The following is a 16,300-nucleotide window of genomic DNA, read 5'->3' as shown; positions in this document are numbered from 1 at the left end:
AGTGACCGACAAACTGCCTTCGCGAGCAGGCTCGCTCCCACAGGAGGGTGTCGAACCTGGAGGCTGCGGACACCGCAACTCCAATGTGGGAGCGGGCTTGCTCGCGAAGGGGCCGGCACATCCAGCACTCCAGTGACTGACACTCCGCTTTCGCGAGCAAGCCCGCTCCCACAGGGGTCCAGTGTCGAGCCAGGAGGCTGTGACACGGCTCCCCAAGGGATTGCGTGCAACAACTTGGGCCAAGCGCCTCCCCTGACCTATGCTGCAATCCAACACTTTTGGTTTTCGGTTGATTTTATGGGTCGTGGTTTTCCAGGAATTCTGTTGTTGCTGTTGTCACTGCCAGCCGCCGCACAGATCTACAAATACACCGACGCCGACGGCAACACCGCCTATAGCAACCAGCCGCCTGATGGCGTGCCGGCCCAGGCGGTGGACCTGCCGCCGCTCAACAGCGTCGAACCGCAGCCCCCGGCCACGACGGATGTACCCACACCCGCCTCGACCCACGACGAATCAGCCGATGCCTACGAAACCCTGGAATTGACGGACATCCCCAGCGAAGAGGCCCTGCGCGCCAACAACGGCACCTTTACCGTTGGCGTCCTGGCTCGGCCGCGCCTGCAAAGTCCTCATCTGTTCAGGTTGTTGCTGGACGGCCAGCCCTATGGCCAGCCGAGCAATGTACCGCGCCTGCAATTGGTCAATATCGACCGGGGCGAGCACAGCCTGGCGGTGCAGGTCATCGATGGCGAACATCTTGTGCAACAGAGCGAAACCGTCATCTTCACGGTGCAACGGGTTCATCGTCCATGATCCGCTGGCTGCTCGCGCTGTGCCTGTCTCTGGCCACGCTGCCGGGGTTGGCGCAGATCTATACCTACATCGACGCTCAGGGCAATCGCGTCTTCACCGATCAACCGCGTCCCGGCAACGCCCAAAAAGTGCAACTGCCACCCGCCAACCGGATGGCGACACCGCCCCCCGGCGCAGCCTCGGCGCCGGCGCCTGCAGAAAAACCCGATCCAATGTTCCGTTACGAAATGCTGCGGCTGCTGATCCCCGAACCGGATGCCACGATACGCAGTACAGCAGGGGAACTGATCGTCACTGTCACCAGCGAACCCGGTTTGCAAAAAGGCCACCGCTACCGCCTGCTACTGGACGGCAACCCCACTGGCGAACCGGGGCCCAGCCCAGTGTTCGCGCTGAGCAACATCGATCGAGGCAGCCATCATCTGGCGGTAGAGATCCTCGATGAGCAGGGCCGTATCGTCGAACGCACCGCCAACCAACCCTTCCACATGCAGCGCATTTCCCTGGCGCAAAAACGCCGCATCAAACCCTGCGCCACAGCCGATTACGGCCAGCGTCCCGAATGCCCCCTCGCCGATAAGCCGGCTGAAGAGCAAAGCAGCATCCTGCCGTTCTTCTAACGCCCTCCCGGATGGCGCACTATATTGGTGCAAGTGTCTGCACCCTACTCAAATTCCAGCCCATTTTGGTTCGAAAGTACCCGAAAAAGCTGGCAGAACGCCACGCGATCGGGCGGAAAAGGTTCGTTTGAGGCTCTAAACGCTTCTTTTCGGAGCCTTGGTTTGGTTTTTGCATTTTCCTTGTACCGGCGCGTCATACGCGTGCTTGCTTACGCTCCAAAAGAGGTCCTGATGACCATTAGCGACGCACTACACCGCTTGCTACTCGACAACCTCACCACCGCTACCATCCTGCTCGATGCCCAATTGCGCCTTGAGTACATGAACCCGGCAGCGGAGATGCTGCTGGCTGTCAGCGGCCAGCGCAGCCACGGGCAGTTCATCAGCGAGCTGTTCACCGAATCGGCCGAGGCGCTCAACTCCTTGCGTCAAGCCGTGGAACAGGCGCATCCGTTCACCAAACGCGAAGCGATGCTCACCGCCCTGACCGGCCAGACCCTGACGGTGGATTACGCGGTAACACCGATCCTGAACAACGGTGCCACGCTGTTGCTGCTGGAGGTGCATCCGCGTGATCGGCTGCTGCGCATCACCAAGGAAGAAGCCCAGTTGTCCAAGCAGGAAACCAGCAAGATGCTGGTGCGCGGCCTGGCCCATGAGATCAAGAACCCCCTCGGCGGGATTCGCGGCGCCGCGCAACTGCTGGCCCGGGAACTGCCGGAAGAAAGCCTCAAGGACTACACCAACGTCATCATTGAAGAAGCCGACCGCTTGCGCAATCTGGTGGATCGCATGCTCGGCTCCAACAAGCTGCCGTCCCTGGCGATGTGCAATGTCCACGAGGTACTGGAGCGCGTCAGCAGCCTGGTGGAAGCCGAGAGCCAGGGGTGCATCACCTTGGTGCGCGACTACGACCCGAGCATTCCCGATGTATTGATCGACCGCGAACAGATGATCCAGGCGGTGCTGAACATCGTGCGCAATGCCATGCAGGCCATCAGCAGCCAGAACGAGCTGCGCCTGGGCCGTATCAGCCTGCGCACCCGCGCCATGCGCCAGTTCACCATCGGCCACGTGCGCCACCGTCTGGTGACCAAGATCGAAATCATCGACAACGGTCCGGGCATTCCCACGGAGTTGCAGGAAACCATCTTCTTTCCCATGGTCAGCGGCCGCCCGGACGGTACCGGGCTGGGCCTGTCCATTACCCAGAACATCATCAGTCAGCATCAGGGCTTGATCGAATGTGAGAGCCACCCCGGCCACACCACCTTTTCGATCTTCCTGCCACTGGAACAAGGAGCCACATCGACATGAGCCGTAGTGAAACCGTGTGGATCGTCGATGACGACCGTTCTATCCGTTGGGTCCTGGAAAAAGCCTTGCAACAGGAAGGCATGACCACCCAGAGCTTCGACAGCGCCGATGGGGTGATGAGCCGCCTGGCCCGTCAGCAACCGGACGTCATCATCTCCGACATCCGCATGCCCGGCGCCAGCGGCCTGGACCTGCTGGCGCGGATTCGCGAGCAGCACCCCCGGCTGCCAGTGATCATCATGACCGCCCACTCAGACCTGGACAGCGCGGTGGCGTCCTACCAGGGCGGCGCCTTCGAATACCTGCCCAAGCCGTTCGACGTTGACGAAGCGGTGTCACTGGTCAAGCGCGCCAACCAGCACGCCCAGGAACAACAGGGTATGGAGGAGGTGCCGGCGCTGGCCCGCACCCCGGAAATCATCGGCGAAGCGCCGGCGATGCAGGAAGTGTTTCGCGCCATTGGGCGCTTGAGCCACTCCAATATCACCGTGCTGATCAACGGCGAATCGGGCACCGGTAAAGAACTGGTCGCCCATGCCCTGCACCGCCACAGTCCACGGGCGGCATCACCGTTCATCGCACTGAACATGGCGGCGATCCCCAAGGACCTGATGGAGTCCGAGTTGTTCGGCCACGAGAAAGGTGCGTTCACCGGCGCGGCCAACCTGCGGCGCGGACGCTTCGAACAAGCCGACGGCGGTACCTTGTTCCTCGACGAAATCGGCGACATGCCGGCCGACACTCAGACCCGGCTGTTGCGCGTGCTGGCGGACGGCGAGTTCTATCGGGTGGGCGGCCATACCCCGGTCAAGGTCGATGTACGCATCATCGCCGCCACCCACCAGAACCTGGAAACCCTGGTCCACGCGGGAAAATTCCGTGAAGACTTGTTCCATCGCCTGAACGTGATCCGCATTCATATCCCACGCATGGCGGACCGTCGCGAAGACATCCCGACCCTGGCCCGGCACTTCCTCAGCCGCGCCGCCCAGGAGCTGGCGGTGGAGCCCAAGCTGCTCAAGAGCGAAACCGAGGAATACCTCAAGAACCTGCCTTGGCCCGGCAACGTGCGCCAACTGGAGAACACCTGCCGGTGGATCACGGTGATGGCGTCCGGTCGCGAAGTGCACATCAGCGATCTGCCGCCGGAACTGCTGAGCCTGCCTCAGGACTCGGCTCCGGTGACCAATTGGGAACAGGCCCTTCGCCAGTGGGCCGACCAGGCCCTGGCCCGCGGCCAATCGAACCTGCTGGACAGCGCCGTACCAAGTTTCGAACGCATCATGATCGAGACGGCCCTCAAGCACACCGCCGGCCGCCGCCGCGACGCCGCCGTGCTGCTGGGCTGGGGCCGCAATACCTTGACCCGCAAGATCAAGGAATTGGGAATGAAGGTTGATGGCGGGGATGACGAGGAAGGGGATGAGGGTTGAAAAACAGTCTTTAGGTCTTCGCTGATCTTGAAGGCCAATCGCGAGCAGGCTCGCTCCCACAAAGGTTTGCGGTGTTGCGACTATCTTGTGGGAGCGAGCCTGCTCGCGATGCTTTTGAAGGTTTGATGCACCGCATCAATGCACTGCGAACCGCAATTGCACATGCATCACAAGCCAAACCCCATCGGCCCCGCTCTAAAAAAACCGCACAAACAAAAGCAAAAGCCCCGGAATACGGGGCTTTTCGCATCACCAGCAGTCTTTTTGTGACAAGTCATTTAAAACTGGCACGCCCCCTGCAATAGCTCAATCACTACCCAGTTTCGGGGACCTTGGTACAGGCAGGCCGGGGATTCCCCATTTTATATCGGGCTCATCGAGCCCACTGTTTTGGGGGCCTTGATACAGGCAGGTCAAGGTTTCCCTTCTTTACATCCGGGGCCACGCGTTTAGCGCAAGCCCTCCCGTTTGGGGACCTTGGTACAGGCAGGCCGGGGATTCCCTCTTTTATTGCTCCTGGAGACGGACCTCCAGCCGCCAGCGGTCATCGACCTCGCTACCCGCCCACTCCCCTCGCAACGAGCGCGCCGCTACCAGCGTCAGCAACAACCCCTTGTCACTCAAACGCACCCGCCAGTTCACGTCCTTGCCGTTGAGTTTGAGCTGGCCCTTCTGCGGGCGGCCTTCTGCCTGGAATAACAGCGCCACGGAGCCGTCGATCATTTCCCCGTGCAGCTTGGGTTCGTTGTTGAACCAGGCCACCAGCGTCCCATCGGTCACCTCGACCTGTTGCAGCACGCTTGGGTCGGGCGTGGTCAGGCGACCGATCATCAAGCCGAGCATCAGACCGAAGATCGCCAAAGACCCCATCACCCGAGGCAATAGCTTCGAACGCCGATCGGTTTGCGGCGTAGAATGCCGCTCATCTTTATCTGCGGAGCCGTGCATGTTTCACGTCATCCTTTTTCAACCGGAAATTCCGCCGAACACCGGCAACGTCATCAGGCTGTGCGCCAACAGCGGCTGCCACCTGCATTTGATCGAACCATTGGGCTTCGAGATGGACGACAAGCGCTTGCGCCGTGCCGGCCTCGACTATCACGAGTATGCCACTCTGCAGCGCCACGCCGACCTCGCCAGCTGTCTGGAAAGCCTGGGGCATCCGCGACTGTTCGCCTTCACCACCAAGGGCTCGCGGCCGTTTCATGACGCCCGTTTCGTCGCCGGCGATGCATTCCTGTTCGGCCCGGAAAGCCGTGGCCTGCCGGGCGAGGTACTGGACGCCCTGCCCGCCGACCAGCGTCTGCGCCTGCCGATGCGCGAGGGCTGTCGCAGCCTGAACCTGTCCAACACCGTGGCAGTGGCGGTTTACGAGGCCTGGCGGCAGAACGGTTTCGCCTGAGCCCCTGTCAGCCAGAAACACCTGTGGGAGCGAGCCTGTGGGAGCTGAGTTAGCTCCCACAGGGCTCGCCCCCACAGGGTTTGTGCCGGGCTGGCAGCGCCGCTTACTGAACGGTTGCGGCGCCTTCTTGTTGCATGCGCTGCAGTTCTTGCGCATACAAGGCATCGAAGTTCACCGGGGCCAGCATCAGGGCCGGGAACGAACCGCGGGTCACCAGGCTGTCGAGGGTTTCGCGGGCGTACGGGAACAGAATGTTCGGGCAGAACGCACCCAGGGTGTGGCTCATCGAAGCGGCATCCAGGTTCTTGATCAGGAAGATCCCGGCCTGCTGCACTTCGGCAATGAATGCCACTTCGTCACCGTTCTTCACGGTGACCGACAGGGTCAGCACCACTTCGTGGAAGTCATCTTCCAGGGCTTTCTGGCGGGTGTTCAGATCCAGGCCGACGCTAGGTTCCCACTGCTGGCGAAAGATCGCCGGGCTTTTCGGGGCTTCGAAGGACAGGTCACGTACGTAAATGCGCTGCAAGGAGAATTGCGGTGCGGTTTCTTCTTCGCTGGCAGCTGTGTTCTGTTGGTCAGTCATCGCAGATCCTTCTTACTTTCAGGTTCTTAGTAGGGAATTCAGGCCTTGAGCATCGCATCGAGCTTGCCGGCGCGATCCAGGGCAAACAGATCATCGCAACCGCCCACGTGGGTGCTACCGATCCAGATCTGCGGCACGGAGGTGCGTCCGGCCTTTTGAGTCATTTCGGCACGCAGTTGCGGCTTGCCGTCGACCTTGATCTCTTCGAAAGCCACGCCTTTGTTCTTGAGCAGGAACTTGGCTCGGGAGCAATAGGGGCAGTAATCGCTGGAATAGACAACGACGTGGGTCATCTCACTTCACCAGGGGCAGATTGTCGGCTTTCCAGCTTGCAACGCCACCAGACAGCTTGGCGGCGGTAAAGCCGGACTTCATCAGTTCACGGGCATGAGTGCCTGCGTGCTGGCCCTGGGCATCCACCAGGATCAGCGTCTTGGCTTTGTGCTTTTCCAGTTCACCGATACGGGCGATCAGTTTGTCCTGAGGAATGTTCACCGCGCCGACAATGTGACCAGCGGCGTAATCCTTGCTCGGGCGGATGTCTACCACCACGCCGGTGTCCTTGTTGACCAGTGCCGTCAGCTCGCCAGTACTGAGGCTGCGGCCGCCGCCCTGCATCGTATGGGCAACCAGCAACGCCAGCAGTACGACGAAGATACCGACGAGAAGGTAGTGGTTAGTGGCAAATTCAATCAGGTGAGCAACCATCGAAGGAGGTTCCAGGGCGTTAAAATGTCGGCCAGTATACACAGCACACAAGGTCGGCCAAACCCCGCCCGGCGGTGACGGCACCGGAACTTACCTTTAAACTGCCCGTCCCTTTTCCATCGCCTTCTTTTAATCAGCCACGAGTGGATTCCATGACTACCACGCCTAAACCTTTGGTCCTGATGATTCTCGACGGCTTCGGTCACAGTGACAGCCACGAATCCAATGCCGTGTACGCGGCCCGCAAGCCTGTGCTGGACCGTCTGGGGGCCACCGTGCCGAACGGCCTGATCTCCGGCAGCGGCATGGACGTTGGCCTGCCCGACGGACAGATGGGCAACTCCGAGGTCGGCCACATGAACCTCGGCGCGGGCCGCGTGGTGTATCAGGACTTCACCCGTGTGACCAAAGCGATCCGCGACGGCGAATTCTTTGAAAACCCGACCATCTGCGCTGCTGTGGATAAAGCCGTGGCGGCCGGTAAAGCCGTGCACTTCATGGGCCTGCTGTCCGATGGCGGCGTGCACAGCCATCAGGATCACCTGATCGCCATGGCCGAACTGGCCTCCAAGCGCGGCGCCGAAAAAATCTACCTGCACGCGTTCCTCGATGGCCGTGACACCCCGCCAAAAAGCGCCACGTCGTCGATCAAACTGCTCGACAGCACTTTCCAGGCCCTCGGCAAGGGCCGTATTGCCAGCATCGTCGGCCGCTACTACGCCATGGACCGCGATAACCGCTGGGATCGGGTGGCCCAGGCCTACAACCTGATTGTCGACGGCAACGCCGAGTTCAACGCTGCCACCGCCCAGGAAGGCCTGCAAGCCGCCTACGAACGGGGTGAAAGCGACGAGTTCGTCAAAGCCACCACCATCGGTGAGCCGGTCAAAGTCGAAGACGGCGACGCCGTGGTGTTCATGAATTTCCGCGCCGACCGTGCCCGCGAACTGACCCGCGTGTTTGTCGAAGACGATTTCAAGGAGTTCGAACGCGCCCGCCAGCCGAAACTGGCCGGCTTCGTGATGTTGACTCAATACGCCGCCAGCATCCCGGCACCGTCGGCCTTCGCCGCCGGCAGCCTGGAAAACGTGCTGGGCGATTACCTGGCGAAGAACGGCAAGACCCAACTGCGCATCGCTGAAACCGAGAAGTATGCCCACGTGACGTTCTTCTTCTCCGGTGGCCGTGAAGAGCCCTTCCCCGGCGAAGAACGCATCCTGATCCCGTCGCCGAAAGTCGCCACCTATGACCTGCAACCGGAGATGAGCGCCCCGGAAGTCACCGACCGCATCGTCGATGCCATTAAGAACCAGCGCTACGACGTGATCGTGGTCAACTACGCCAACGGCGACATGGTCGGCCACAGCGGTGTGTTCGACGCCGCGGTCAAAGCCGTGGAATGCCTGGACACCTGCGTCGGGCGCATCGTCGAGGCGCTGGAAAAAGTCGGCGGTGAAGCGCTGATCACCGCCGACCACGGGAATGTCGAGCAAATGTCCGACGAGTCCACCGGCCAGGCCCACACCGCCCACACCACCGAGCCGGTGCCATTCATCTATGTCGGCAAGCGCAACTTCAAGGTCCGCGATGGCGGCGTGCTGGCTGACGTGGCGCCAACCATGCTGATGCTGTTGGGCATGGAGAAGCCGGCGGAGATGACCGGGACGTCGATCCTGGTCTGACCCAACACTTACCAATGTGGGAGCGAGCCTGCTCGCGATAGCGGTATTACAGTCAACATCTATGTTGGATGTTATGGACTCATCGCGAGCAGGCTCGCTCCCACAGGGTTCAAGGTGTTTTTTGGGCCAGTTATCACACAGCCCCAAATGGGCGTTTTTTTTGCAGCGTGGGGCGGGCATACTAGGCCGTCCCTTTCCCTGGTGTCGCCCGCCTCTATGCTTCGCGTTCTGATAGCCCTCGTTCTGACCTGCCTGCTCCAACCGGCCTTTGCTGACGAGCGCGCGCAAACCCAACAGCAGTTGGACGCCACGCGTCAGGACATTGCCGAGCTGAAAAAGCTTCTGGGCAAGCTGCAGGAGGAGAAGTCCGGTGTGCAGAAAGACCTGCGCGGCACCGAGACCGAGATGGGCAAGCTGGAGAAACAGGTCGACGCCCTGCAAAAAGAGCTGAAAAAAAGTGAATCCGAGCTGCAGCGGCTCGATGGAGAGAAAAAAAAACTCCAGAGCGCGCGCACTGAACAGCAAAAGCTGATTGCCATCCAGGCCCGGGCGGCCTACCAGAACGGCCGGCAGGAATATCTCAAGCTGCTGCTCAATCAGCAGAACCCCGAGAAGTTCGCCCGCACGCTGACTTATTACGATTACCTGAGCCAGGCACGCCTGGAGCAACTCAAGAGCTTTAACGAAACCCTGCGCCAATTGGCCAATGTCGAAAAAGAGATTGAATTGCAGCAGGCGCAGTTGCTGGTGCAGAAAAGCAGCCTCGACACCCAGCGCGAAGAGCTGGAGAAGGTTCGCAAGGAGCGTCAGCTCGCCCTGGCTAAGCTCAATGAGGACGTGAAGGCCCGCGACAGCAAGCTCAAGGCTCGCGAGCAGGACCAGGCTCAACTGGCAAAAGTCTTGAAGACCATCGAAGAGACCCTGGCACGCCAGGCTCGAGAGGCGGAAGAAGCACGCCAGAAGGCGCTGATCGCCCAGCAGGAAGCCGAAAAAAAGCGCTTGCGTGAGGCCCAGGCCGACGCCAGCGATGCGCCGCGCAAGCCTGCCCGATCAAGCCCCGGCCCGTTGGTTTCCACGGGCGGTGAAACCTTCGGCGGCGCTTTTGCTTCGGCACGGGGCAAACTTCCATGGCCGGTCAATGGTCGATTGCTTGCACGCTTCGGTCAAACCCGCGGCGATGACACCCGCACCAAATGGGACGGTGTGATGATCAGCGCCACTGCCGGCAGCCAAGTGCATGCCGTGCACGGAGGACGCGTGGTGTTCGCCGACTGGCTGCGCGGCGCCGGCCTGCTGGTGATCCTGGATCACGGTAACGGCTATTTGAGCCTGTACGGCCATAACCAGACGCTGCTCAAGGCTGCCGGCGATGTGGTCAAGGCCGGCGAGTCCATCTCTACGGTTGGTAACAGTGGCGGGCAGGATACGCCAGCGCTGTATTTCGCTATTCGTCAGCAGGGTCGCCCCAGCGACCCGACCCAATGGTGTCGTGCGCAAGGATAAGCGCGCCCATCCAACTCAGGAGTTCGTTCGACATGCTGCATTTGTCCCGCCTCACCTCGCTGGCCCTGACGATCGCCCTTGTGATCGGTGCGCCCCTGGCGTTCGCCGCTGAACCGGTCCCCTCGTCGACAGCCGCTACGGCCGCGACCACCAAGGCACCGCTGCCGCTGGACGAACTGCGCACCTTCGCCGAAGTCATGGACCGGATCAAGGCCGCCTACGTGGAACCGGTGGACGACAAGATGCTGCTGGAGAACGCCATCAAAGGCATGCTCAGCAACCTTGATCCTCACTCCGCCTACCTGGGGCCGGAAGATTTCGCCGAACTGCAGGAAAGCACCAGCGGCGAGTTCGGCGGCCTGGGCATCGAAGTCGGCAGCGAAGACGGCTTCGTCAAAGTGGTTTCGCCCATCGACGACACGCCCGCTTCCAAGGCCGGCATCCAGGCTGGCGATTTCATCGTCAAGATCAACGGCCAGCCGACTCGCGGCCAGAGCATGACCGAAGCCGTGGACAAGATGCGCGGCAAGATCGGCCAGAAGATTACCCTGACCCTGGTGCGCGATGGCGGCACGCCGTTCGACGTGACCCTGACCCGCGCGATCATCCAGGTCAAAAGCGTGAAGAGCCAGTTGCTGGAATCGGGCTACGGGTACATCCGCATCACCCAGTTCCAGGTCAAGACCGGCGAAGAAGTCGCCAAGGCCCTGGCCAAGCTGCGCAAGGACAACGGCAAGAAACTCAACGGTATGGTTCTGGATCTGCGTAACAACCCCGGCGGCGTACTGCAATCGGCGGTGGAAGTAGTCGACCATTTCATCACCAAGGGCCTGATCGTCTACACCAAGGGCCGCATCGCCAATTCCGAGCTGCGCTTTTCGGCCACCGGCAACGACCTGAGCGAAGCCGTGTCATTGGTGGTACTGATCAACGGTGGCAGCGCTTCGGCATCGGAAATCGTCGCCGGCGCCCTGCAGGACCAGAAGCGCGGTGTCGTCATGGGCACCACCAGTTTCGGCAAGGGCTCGGTGCAGACCGTCTTGCCGCTCAACAATGACCGCGCCCTGAAGATCACCACCGCGCTGTACTACACCCCTAACGGCCGCTCCATCCAGGCCCAGGGCATCGTTCCGGACATCGAGGTGCGCAAGGCCAAGATCACCAGCGAGCAGGACAGCGAGTACTTCAAGGAAGCTGACTTGCAGGGGCATTTGGGCAATGGCAACGGCGGCGCCGACAAACCGACCGGCTCCGGTGCCAAGGCCAAGCCGATGCCGCAGGATGACGACTATCAGTTGGCCCAGGCCCTGAGCCTGCTCAAAGGACTGAACATCACCTCCGGCCGCTGAGATGGGCCTGCGCGTCATCCTGGGCCTGATGTGCTGTCTGGCGGGCGCTGCCTTTGCCGCGCCCGCCACACCACCACCCGCACCGCACAAGGCCTACCTGAGCCTGATCATCGACGACCTGGGGCAAAACCTGCCTCGGGATCGCCGCGTGCTGGCCCTGCCCGGCCCAGTCACCGCAGCGATCATGCCCGATACGCCCCACGCTGCCGAGTTTGCCCGCGAGGCCCATCGCGCCGGCAAGGTCGTCATGCTGCACATGCCCATGGACCCGGCCACCGGGCCGTTCGCCTGGCATCCGGAACTGCCCCTTGAAGAGCTGGGAAAGCGCCTCGACGCCGCATTCGCCGCGGTACCCTTCACCAGCGGGATCAATAACCACATGGGCAGCCGCATGACTTCCCAACCGCGGGCCATGGCGTGGTTGATGGCGAACTTGCAGCAGCGACACAAGTTCTTCGTCGACAGCCGCACCAGCGCCCAGACAGTCGCCGCCGCCGAGGCGCAGAAGATCGGCCTCGCCAGCGTGTCGCGCGATGTGTTCCTGGACGATGAGCGCACCGAAGCGGCCATCGCGCATCAGCTTCAGGTCGCCATAGAACTGGCCCGCCAGCAGGGTTCTGCGGTGATGATTGGCCATCCCTATCCGCAGACCCTGGCGGTGCTCGAACGCGAACTGCCCAGGCTCAAGGCCCAGGGCATCGAATGGATCGACATCAAGTCGATGATCAGCTTGCGCAGCAATCGGGCGATGGCCGGGCATGGCAAAGATGGGGTTTATCGGTAGCGGTTGGCATTTGGGCGGCTGTATAGGCTCTAGCTTAAACCGCGCCGCCGCCATCGCGAGCAGGCTCGCTCCCACACTGGATCTGCGGTGAGTCATTAATTTGCAAACGACCTGATCCCTGTGGGAGCCTGCTCGCGATGGCGGTGGCGCAGTCTTCAGAGATACCGCGCCATGATCGCGTCCACCGCGCCTTCCTTGCGCAGCTCATCCAGGGCCGCTTGAAGACGGGCGACCACGTCGTCGGGCACGTTTTTGTTCAGGGCCAGGTACAACTGGGCACTGTTGAACCGCAGCACGGTCTTGAGATCGTCCACCCCTTCCTGACGCGCCAGGTACCGCCCGGCCGGGTCCCCAGTGGCCCAAAGATCGATTTGACCTTTGACCAGCTTCCTGGCGTTGTCCTGATCGCGTAATACGACAATCGGGTTCAGTCCTTGCCTGGCCAATGTCTCGGCAATCGCGTCGCCTTTATAGGCCCCGATCCTGTATTGACGCGCCTGCTCCAACGAGTCCAGGGAAATCTTGCTGTCGGCCTTGGCGAGCATGATCCAGTCGTCCGGGCCAATCGGACCGACCCATTTGAAGAGTTTTTCACGCTCGGGCAATCGTGCCGTGACAAACACACCGTACCCGGGATTATCCAGGGCCAGCTTATAAATACGCTCCCACGGGAAACGCAGCGTCAGGCTGTAGCTGATATCGGCACGCTTGAATATCTCGCGGACGATGTCCACTGCGATGCCATTGATGTTCTCGTCCTGAGCGAAGTTTTTACCATTCTTGGCCATGTTGTAAGGCGGGAAATTTTCCGTCAGCAACACCAGCGAAGACTCGGTAGCACGGGCGGTGCCTGCCAGCAACAACGTGACGCCGGCAAAGGCAAGAACGAAGCGTTTGAGCATATCGGGCGACCGTAATCCATGGTGTACCCAAGAGTGCCTTGGGCCCGCCATGGTGTCCAGCAATCAGCGAATGCAGATACCGCGCTGCGCCATGTAAGCCTTGGCTTCCGGCACGGTGTATTCGCCGAAGTGGAAAATGCTCGCCGCCAATACCGCACTGGCATGGCCTTCAAGGATGCCATCGGCCAGGTGCTGCAGGTTGCCAACGCCGCCGGAGGCGATGACCGGAATGCCCAGGGCATCGCTGATGGCACGGGTGACGCCCAGGTCGAAACCGTTTTTCATGCCGTCCTGGTCCATGCTGGTCAGCAGAATCTCACCGGCGCCCAGGCCTTCCATCTTCTTCGCCCATTCAACGGCGTCCAGGCCGGTGGGTTTGCGCCCGCCGTGGGTGAAGATTTCCCAGCGCGGGGTTTCGCCCGGGCCGGACACCTTCTTCGCGTCGATGGCCACAACAATGCACTGCGAGCCAAAACGCTGGGCCGCTTCGCCGACGAATTCCGGGTTGAACACCGCAGCGGTGTTGATGGACACCTTGTCCGCACCGGCGTTGAGCAAGTTGCGAATGTCCTGCACGGTGCGCACGCCACCGCCCACGGTCAGCGGGATGAACACCTGGCTGGCCATGCGCTCGACGGTATGCAACGTGGTATCGCGGCCGTCGACGCTGGCCGTGATGTCGAGGAAGGTAATCTCGTCCGCGCCCTGCTCGTCATAGCGACGAGCGATTTCCACCGGGTCGCCAGCGTCGCGGATGTTCTCGAACTTGACGCCCTTGACCACCCGGCCGTTGTCCACGTCCAGGCAAGGGATGATGCGTTTGGCCAGCGCCATGGTCAGTCCTCAGCCTTTGTAGGAATCGCAGAAGGCCTGGGCCTCAGCGACATCCAGCGTGCCTTCGTAGATCGCGCGACCGGTAATCGCACCGATGATGCCTGGCGCCTTGGCGTCGAGCAGCGCCTTGATGTCGCCCAGGTTATGAATGCCGCCGGAGGCGATCACCGGAATCTTCGTGGCGGCGGCCAGGGCGGCGGTGAACGGAACGTTGCAGCCCTGCATCATGCCGTCTTTGGCGATGTCGGTGTAGACGATGGCAGACACCCCATCGGCCTCGAAACGCTTGGCCAGGTCAATCACCTGCACGGTGCTGACTTCAGCCCAACCGTCAGTGGCGACGAAACCGTCCTTGGCATCCAGGCCAACGATGACCTTGCCCGGGAAGGCGCGGCAGGCCTCAGCGACAAACGCCGGATCTTTCACCGCCTTGGTGCCGATGATCACATAGCTCACGCCAGCCTTGACGTAGTGTTCGATGGTTTCCAGCGAGCGGATACCGCCGCCGATCTGAATCGGCAGGTTCGGGTAGCGCTTGGCAATGGCCGTGACCACTTCGCCGTTCACCGGCTGCCCTTCGAAGGCACCGTTCAGGTCAACCAGATGCAGGCGACGGCAGCCGCCCTCCACCCACTTGGCGGCCATGCTCACCGGGTCATCGGAGAACACCGTGGAGTCTTCCATCCGGCCCTGACGCAGACGTACGCAAGCGCCGTCCTTGAGATCGATAGCGGGGATAATCAGCATCTGGCAAACCTTCAAATTCGAATGTTCAGCTTGGCTCGGAAATCAGTTTTTCTCGAGCGCCCACAAGTCGCTTTCGATGCTTTCGAACCTTTCTTTAAGGTGCGCCTGCACATCGAAAATCGCCCTGTTGTAATAGTGCGGAGCAATCTCGCGAGTAAACAGCTCAAGAATTTCCGCCGCTTCGAACGAACCCAGGTCCAGTTCGAAACGCTCCTCCATGAACCGCTGGATCTTGAGGTTCGCCTCACTCTCCTGCTCGGACGTGAGGGTGAGGATCGGCGGTTTCTTGCGAGCCATTACCAGCGACCGTCCCACGCCGCGAAGTTCTGCAGCAATTGCAGGCCATGGGTATGGCTCTTCTCCGGGTGGAACTGCACGGCGAAGCGTGAACCGTCGGCCAGGGCCGCGGCGAAGTCGACGCCATAGTGACCGCCGCCCACCACCTGCCGGGCATTACCGGCCGCGATGTAGTAGCTGTGCACGAAGTAGAAACGCGCCAGGTCTGGAATGTTGTGCCACAGCGGGTGATCCACCGTCTGTTTCACCTCGTTCCAGCCCATGTGCGGGACTTTCAGGTGTTCGCCGTCTTCGTGCAGATCCTTGCCGAAGAACTTCACCTGGCCTGGAAACATCGCGATGCAATCGACACCGTCGTTCTCCTCGCTGCTCTCAAGCAAGGCCTGCATGCCCACGCAAATGCCAAGGAACGGACGGTCCTGGCTGACTTCATGCACCAGCGAATCGAAGCCCAGGCGACGGATCTCGGCCATACAGTCACGAATCGCACCGACGCCGGGAAAGACCACCCGGTCGGCTTCGCGAATCACGTCGGCATCGCTGGTGATCAGTACCTTACCGGCACCTACGTGCTCAAGGGCCTTGGCCACCGAGTGCAGGTTGCCCATGCCGTAATCGATAACCGCGACCGTCTGCATTACAGAACGCCCTTGGTGGAGGGCATTTGCCCGGCCATGCGGTCATCGAGCTCCACGGCCATGCGCAGCGCGCGGCCGAAAGCCTTGAACACGGTTTCGATCTGGTGGTGGGTGTTGTGCCCGCGCAAGTTGTCGATGTGCAGGGTCACATTGGCGTGGTTGACGAAGCCCTGGAAAAATTCCTGGAACAGGTCCACGTCAAAACCGCCAACGGTGGCACGGGTGTATGGCACATGCATTTGCAGGCCCGGGCGACCGGAGAAGTCGATGACCACGCGTGACAGCGCCTCATCGAGCGGCACGTAGGCGTGGCCGTAGCGACGGATGCCTTTTTTGTCGCCGATGGCTTTGGTGAAAGCCTGCCCCAGGGTAATACCGACGTCTTCCACCGTGTGGTGGTCGTCGATGTGCAGGTCACCCTTGCTGACGATATCCAGGTCGATCAGCCCATGACGGGCGATCTGGTCCAGCATGTGCTCAAGAAAAGGCACGCCGATATCAAACCGGGCCTTTCCGGTGCCATCCAGGTTAATCGAGGCTTTGATCTGGGTTTCCAGAGTGTCGCGCTCGACAGACGCCTTACGTTCGGCCATCACCAGCTCCGCAAAATCATTGGGCGAAAAAGGCAGCCATTATAGGGGCGCGAGCGGCAAACAGAAACACGGGAGGTGATATCCCTGAC

The 16,300-nt window shown here is 61.1% G+C and carries 19 protein-coding genes; 9 read left to right on the top strand and 10 right to left on the bottom strand.

Features of this window, described 5'->3' with window-relative positions; translation table 11 throughout:
• Positions 1–297: 297 nt before the first annotated feature.
• From PSH57_RS01930 to ntrC, 4 genes are all read left to right on the top strand, one after another.
• Entirely contained in the window at positions 298–816 is a 519-nt protein-coding gene (locus PSH57_RS01930) for a DUF4124 domain-containing protein (RefSeq protein ID WP_305387481.1), read from the top strand.
• Positions 813–1,436 carry a DUF4124 domain-containing protein gene (locus PSH57_RS01925; RefSeq protein ID WP_305387478.1) on the top strand — a complete coding sequence of 208 codons (624 nt, stop codon included), beginning with the start codon at positions 813–815 and terminating at the stop codon, positions 1,434–1,436. Before PSH57_RS01930 ends, PSH57_RS01925 begins: the two co-directional genes overlap by 4 nt.
• 231 nt (positions 1,437–1,667) lie before the next feature.
• A complete protein-coding gene (gene glnL, locus PSH57_RS01920) occupies positions 1,668–2,753 on the top strand; it encodes a nitrogen regulation protein NR(II) (protein ID WP_025211354.1) in 1,086 nt (361 codons plus the stop codon).
• Positions 2,750–4,186, top strand: coding sequence for a nitrogen regulation protein NR(I) (gene ntrC, locus PSH57_RS01915; RefSeq protein WP_305387474.1), 1,437 nt, complete (start codon positions 2,750–2,752; stop codon positions 4,184–4,186). The genes glnL and ntrC overlap by 4 nt, the downstream gene beginning before the upstream one ends.
• A gap of 507 nt (positions 4,187–4,693) precedes the next feature.
• Here the strand turns inward: ntrC and PSH57_RS01910 are convergent.
• Positions 4,694–5,134: a hypothetical protein gene (locus PSH57_RS01910; protein ID WP_305387473.1), complete on the bottom strand. Its 441-nt coding sequence runs from the start codon at positions 5,132–5,134 to the stop codon at positions 4,694–4,696.
• Here PSH57_RS01910 and PSH57_RS01905 point away from each other — a divergent pair.
• Entirely contained in the window at positions 5,133–5,588 is a 456-nt protein-coding gene (locus PSH57_RS01905; protein WP_305387472.1) for a tRNA (cytidine(34)-2'-O)-methyltransferase, read from the top strand. The two genes, PSH57_RS01910 and PSH57_RS01905, sit on opposite strands and share 2 nt — an antisense overlap.
• Positions 5,589–5,691: 103 nt before the next feature.
• Here PSH57_RS01905 and secB read toward each other — a convergent pair whose 3' ends face one another.
• The 3 genes from secB to PSH57_RS01890 are packed head-to-tail and all read right to left on the bottom strand — an operon-like array spanning position 5,692 to position 6,882.
• Positions 5,692–6,174, bottom strand: a complete 483-nt coding sequence (gene secB / locus PSH57_RS01900; RefSeq protein ID WP_047226910.1) for a protein-export chaperone SecB — start codon at positions 6,172–6,174, stop codon at positions 5,692–5,694.
• Between the two features lie 38 nt (positions 6,175–6,212).
• Positions 6,213–6,467, bottom strand: coding sequence for a glutaredoxin 3 (gene grxC, locus PSH57_RS01895; protein WP_047226909.1), 255 nt, complete (start codon positions 6,465–6,467; stop codon positions 6,213–6,215).
• A gap of 1 nt (position 6,468) precedes the next feature.
• The gene (locus PSH57_RS01890; RefSeq protein WP_305387469.1) at positions 6,469–6,882 is read right to left on the bottom strand and encodes a rhodanese-like domain-containing protein; all 414 of its coding nucleotides are present in this window, start codon (positions 6,880–6,882) and stop codon (positions 6,469–6,471) included.
• A 152-nt stretch (positions 6,883–7,034) separates the two neighbouring features.
• Between PSH57_RS01890 and gpmI the strand changes: the two genes are divergently transcribed.
• From gpmI to PSH57_RS01870, 4 genes are all read left to right on the top strand, one after another.
• Positions 7,035–8,564 carry a 2,3-bisphosphoglycerate-independent phosphoglycerate mutase gene (gpmI, locus tag PSH57_RS01885; RefSeq protein ID WP_305387468.1) on the top strand — a complete coding sequence of 510 codons (1,530 nt, stop codon included), beginning with the start codon at positions 7,035–7,037 and terminating at the stop codon, positions 8,562–8,564.
• Between the two features lie 216 nt (positions 8,565–8,780).
• Positions 8,781–10,067, top strand: coding sequence for a murein hydrolase activator EnvC family protein (locus PSH57_RS01880; protein WP_305387467.1), 1,287 nt, complete (start codon positions 8,781–8,783; stop codon positions 10,065–10,067).
• Between the two features lie 32 nt (positions 10,068–10,099).
• A complete protein-coding gene (locus PSH57_RS01875; RefSeq protein WP_305387466.1) occupies positions 10,100–11,416 on the top strand; it encodes a S41 family peptidase in 1,317 nt (438 codons plus the stop codon).
• A 1-nt stretch (position 11,417) separates the two neighbouring features.
• Complete coding sequence (locus tag PSH57_RS01870; RefSeq protein ID WP_305387465.1) at positions 11,418–12,200, top strand: divergent polysaccharide deacetylase family protein; 783 nt, start codon at positions 11,418–11,420, stop codon at positions 12,198–12,200.
• A gap of 155 nt (positions 12,201–12,355) precedes the next feature.
• On the opposite strand, the gene PSH57_RS01865 is transcribed toward PSH57_RS01870, so the two are convergent.
• The 6 genes from PSH57_RS01865 to hisB all read right to left on the bottom strand — a co-directional run bounded on the left by PSH57_RS01865 (position 12,356) and on the right by hisB (position 16,211).
• Positions 12,356–13,102: a substrate-binding periplasmic protein gene (locus tag PSH57_RS01865; RefSeq protein ID WP_305387464.1), complete on the bottom strand. Its 747-nt coding sequence runs from the start codon at positions 13,100–13,102 to the stop codon at positions 12,356–12,358.
• Positions 13,103–13,165: 63 nt separating this feature from the next.
• Complete coding sequence (gene hisF / locus PSH57_RS01860; RefSeq protein WP_186658496.1) at positions 13,166–13,936, bottom strand: imidazole glycerol phosphate synthase subunit HisF; 771 nt, start codon at positions 13,934–13,936, stop codon at positions 13,166–13,168.
• Positions 13,937–13,945: 9 nt separating this feature from the next.
• Positions 13,946–14,683 (bottom strand): 1-(5-phosphoribosyl)-5-[(5-phosphoribosylamino)methylideneamino]imidazole-4-carboxamide isomerase, encoded by a 738-nt coding sequence (gene hisA, locus PSH57_RS01855; protein ID WP_047226900.1) that lies wholly within the window; start codon positions 14,681–14,683, stop codon positions 13,946–13,948.
• A 42-nt stretch (positions 14,684–14,725) separates the two neighbouring features.
• The gene (locus tag PSH57_RS01850) at positions 14,726–14,980 is read right to left on the bottom strand and encodes a DUF2164 domain-containing protein (RefSeq protein WP_305387460.1); all 255 of its coding nucleotides are present in this window, start codon (positions 14,978–14,980) and stop codon (positions 14,726–14,728) included.
• Complete coding sequence (gene hisH, locus PSH57_RS01845; RefSeq protein WP_047226898.1) at positions 14,980–15,618, bottom strand: imidazole glycerol phosphate synthase subunit HisH; 639 nt, start codon at positions 15,616–15,618, stop codon at positions 14,980–14,982. The genes PSH57_RS01850 and hisH overlap by 1 nt, the downstream gene beginning before the upstream one ends.
• On the bottom strand, positions 15,618–16,211 hold the full coding sequence (gene hisB / locus PSH57_RS01840) for an imidazoleglycerol-phosphate dehydratase HisB (protein ID WP_003186751.1): 594 nt from the start codon (positions 16,209–16,211) through the stop codon (positions 15,618–15,620). The genes hisH and hisB overlap by 1 nt, the downstream gene beginning before the upstream one ends.
• Positions 16,212–16,300: the final 89 nt, after the last annotated feature.

The sequence above is a fragment of the Pseudomonas hefeiensis genome (assembly GCF_030687835.1).
Classification (GTDB): domain Bacteria; phylum Pseudomonadota; class Gammaproteobacteria; order Pseudomonadales; family Pseudomonadaceae; genus Aquipseudomonas; species Aquipseudomonas hefeiensis.
The sequence above is the reverse complement of the archived record's forward strand: the minus strand, read 5'-3'. Positions and strand labels throughout refer to the sequence as shown.